At 71.6% G+C, this 3,067-nt stretch carries 2 protein-coding genes; one reads left to right on the forward strand and one right to left on the reverse strand.

The window, feature by feature from the left end; translation table 11 throughout:
* Positions 1 to 614: trehalase-like domain-containing protein (locus ACFRQN_RS40320; RefSeq protein WP_380745622.1), on the reverse strand; the 614-nt coding region annotated here is incomplete at its 3' end.
* A gap of 755 nt (positions 615 to 1,369) precedes the next feature.
* On the opposite strand from ACFRQN_RS40320, the gene ACFRQN_RS40325 reads away from it, so the two are divergent.
* The gene (locus tag ACFRQN_RS40325; protein ID WP_375875575.1) at positions 1,370 to 3,049 is read left to right on the forward strand and encodes a CTP synthase; all 1,680 of its coding nucleotides are present in this window, start codon (positions 1,370 to 1,372) and stop codon (positions 3,047 to 3,049) included.
* Positions 3,050 to 3,067 lie beyond the last annotated feature (18 nt).

The following is a 3,067-nucleotide window of genomic DNA, read 5'->3' on the forward strand; positions in this document are numbered from 1 at the left end:
CCGGCGGTGACGGTGAAGTCGGCGTAGGTGGTGAGGTCGCGGCCGTAGGTCTCGGCCTCGCCGTCCAGCCAGACGGAGTCGGGGCCGGCCACGGCGACGGTGCGGTGGCCGCCGTCGGCCTGCTCGACGCGGTGCACCCAGGGGACCACCCGGCCGTAGGAGAAGCGCATCCGCAGTGCGGAGCGCATCCGCACGGTGCCGGAGACGCCCTCGACGATCCGGATCACCTGGGGGACGGCGTCCTTGCCGGCCAGCGGGCGCGGCGGCATGAAGTCGATCACCCGGACGGTGCCGCCCTGGGTGTCCCACTCCTGCTCCAGGATCAGCGAGTCGCCCCGGTAGCGGCGGCGGTCGGCGGGCACGGCCGGGGCGGCGGCGGTGGGCGGGGGCACCCGCAGGTCGGCGGTCTCGGCGATGCGGACCCGTGCGGGCGAGGGGGCCGGGGCCGTCGCGGGGAGGGGGACCGAGGTGACGACGGCCTCGGCCGGGCCGATCCGCCAGAAGCCGTGTTCATCGGTGCCGAGCAGGCCGGCGAACACGGCCGGCGAGTCGAAGCGGGGAAGGCAGAGCCAGTCCACCGCCCCGTCCCTGCTGACCAGGGCAGCGGTCTGCATGTCCCCGATGAGTGCGTAGTCCTCGATACGGCCGGCCACGTGGATCTCCAGTTCGCAATGTGGTCAGGGCATCGGCGAGCGGAGGGAGCGAGCGGTCTGCGGGGCCGGAGGTCCACCCCGGGACGTCCGGCCTGCCGGGGGTGGTGGCGGGCCTTGCTGGAGTGTCCGCGGGGCTCGGTCGAGCCCCTGGAGTGGGTGGGGATGAGCGGGAATACGGGGAGGTCCGGTCGCGCATCGGGGACCGGGAGTGTCCTGACCCTCCCACGCCCTCCGCGTGCTCGTGCTGTCGGCGATGCGTCCGAGCAGCTTACGACGGACGAAAGGGGCGAAGCACGCGGACGCAGCCCGGTGTGGCGCCGCAATTCGGCGGAAATGCCGTGCATCGCGAGGGCGCGGCGCAGGATGGTCCGGAAGGATCACCTCCGCCTGGCCCGGCAGGGGGAGCCGGGATGGTCCGGACGGACACCGCGCTCTGGCCCGGTCCGGCGGGTTGTGCGACCGGTGTGAAACCTGTGGCGTGTGATGCGCCGGTCGTGCGCCCCGCGCGCGCTCCCGGCGCGGTGCGCGTGCCTCGATCGGCGTCCGGGTCGCGTCACTGATACCCTGGTATCCCGTGGACCGGCGGGATCAAACGCCCCGGACCAGCCGAACCGACGACCCAGTGAGCGCCGCGCACCGAGCCGGCCTCCCGTCACGGCGAACCCCGAGCCTCCCGCCCACGTCTGCTTCGACACGCGACCCACGGGAGCCCCCTCTTGGCACAGCCCCATTCCGGCAAGGCAGCGAACGGCCGCGCCGTGACGACCAAGCACCTCTTCGTCACCGGGGGTGTCGCCTCTTCGCTCGGAAAGGGGCTGACCGCCTCCAGCCTCGGCGCGCTGCTCAAGGCCCGCGGCCTGCGCGTGACGATGCAGAAGCTCGACCCCTACCTCAACGTGGACCCGGGCACCATGAACCCGTTCCAGCACGGTGAGGTGTTCGTCACCGACGACGGCGCCGAGACCGACCTGGACATCGGTCACTACGAGCGGTTCCTGGACACCAACCTGCACGGCTCGGCGAACGTCACCACCGGCCAGGTGTACTCGACCGTCATCGCCAAGGAGCGCCGCGGCGAGTACCTGGGCGACACCGTCCAGGTCATCCCGCACATCACCAACGAGATCAAGTCCCGGATCCGCCGGATGGCGACCGAGGACGTCGACGTCGTGATCACCGAGGTCGGCGGCACCGTCGGCGACATCGAGTCGCTGCCGTTCCTGGAGGCCGTCCGCCAGGTCCGCCACGAGGTCGGCCGGGACAACGTGTTCTTCGTGCACGTCTCCCTGCTGCCGTACATCGGCCCCTCGGGCGAGCTGAAGACCAAGCCCACCCAGCACTCCGTCGCCGCGCTGCGCAACATCGGCATCCAGCCCGACGCGATCGTGCTGCGCGCCGACCGCGAGGTCCCGCAGGCGATCAAGCGCAAGATCTCGCTGATGTGCGACGTGGACGAGGAGGCCGTGGTCGCGGCCATCGACGCCAAGTCGATCTACGACATCCCCAAGGTGCTGCACGGCGAGGGCCTGGACGCGTACGTGGTGCGCCGCCTGGACCTGCCGTTCCGCGACGTCGACTGGACCACCTGGGACGACCTGCTGCGCCGCGTCCACGAGCCGCAGCACATCGTCAAGGTCGCCCTGGTCGGCAAGTACATCGACCTGCCGGACGCGTACCTGTCGGTGACCGAGGCGCTGCGCGCCGGCGGCTTCGCCAACAACGCCCGGGTCGAGATCAAGTGGGTCACCTCGGACGACTGCGAGACCCCCGAGGGCGCCCGGGCGCAGCTCGGCGACGTCGACGCGATCTGCATCCCCGGCGGCTTCGGCGACCGCGGCGTCAACGGCAAGGTCGGCGCGATCACCTTCGCCCGCGAGAACAAGGTGCCGCTGCTGGGCCTGTGCCTGGGCCTGCAGTGCGTGGTCATCGAGGCGGCCCGCAACCTGGCCGGCCTGCCCGAGGCCAACTCCACCGAGTTCGACGCCGCCGCCAAGCACCCGGTCGTCTCCACGATGGCCGAGCAGCTGGCCATCGTCGACGGCAAGGGCGACCTGGGCGGCACCATGCGCCTGGGCCTGTACCCGGCCAAGCTCGCCGAGGGCTCGATCGTCCGTGAGGTCTACGGCGGCGAGCAGTACGTCGAGGAGCGCCACCGCCACCGCTACGAGGTCAACAACGCCTACCGCGCGGACCTGGAGAAGACCGGCCTGGAGTTCTCCGGCCTCTCTCCCAAGGGCGACCTGGTCGAGTACGTCGAGTACCCGCGCGAGGTGCACCCCTACCTGGTGGCCACCCAGGCCCACCCGGAGCTGAAGTCCCGCCCGACCCGCCCGCACCCGCTGTTCGCGGGCCTGGTCAAGGCGGCCATCGAGATCAAGACCGCGGTCTCCGAGTAGTCCTCCCCGGTCGTTCAC

The organism is Kitasatospora sp. NPDC056800 (assembly GCF_042789775.1).
Taxonomy (GTDB): Bacteria; Actinomycetota; Actinomycetes; order Streptomycetales; family Streptomycetaceae; genus Kitasatospora.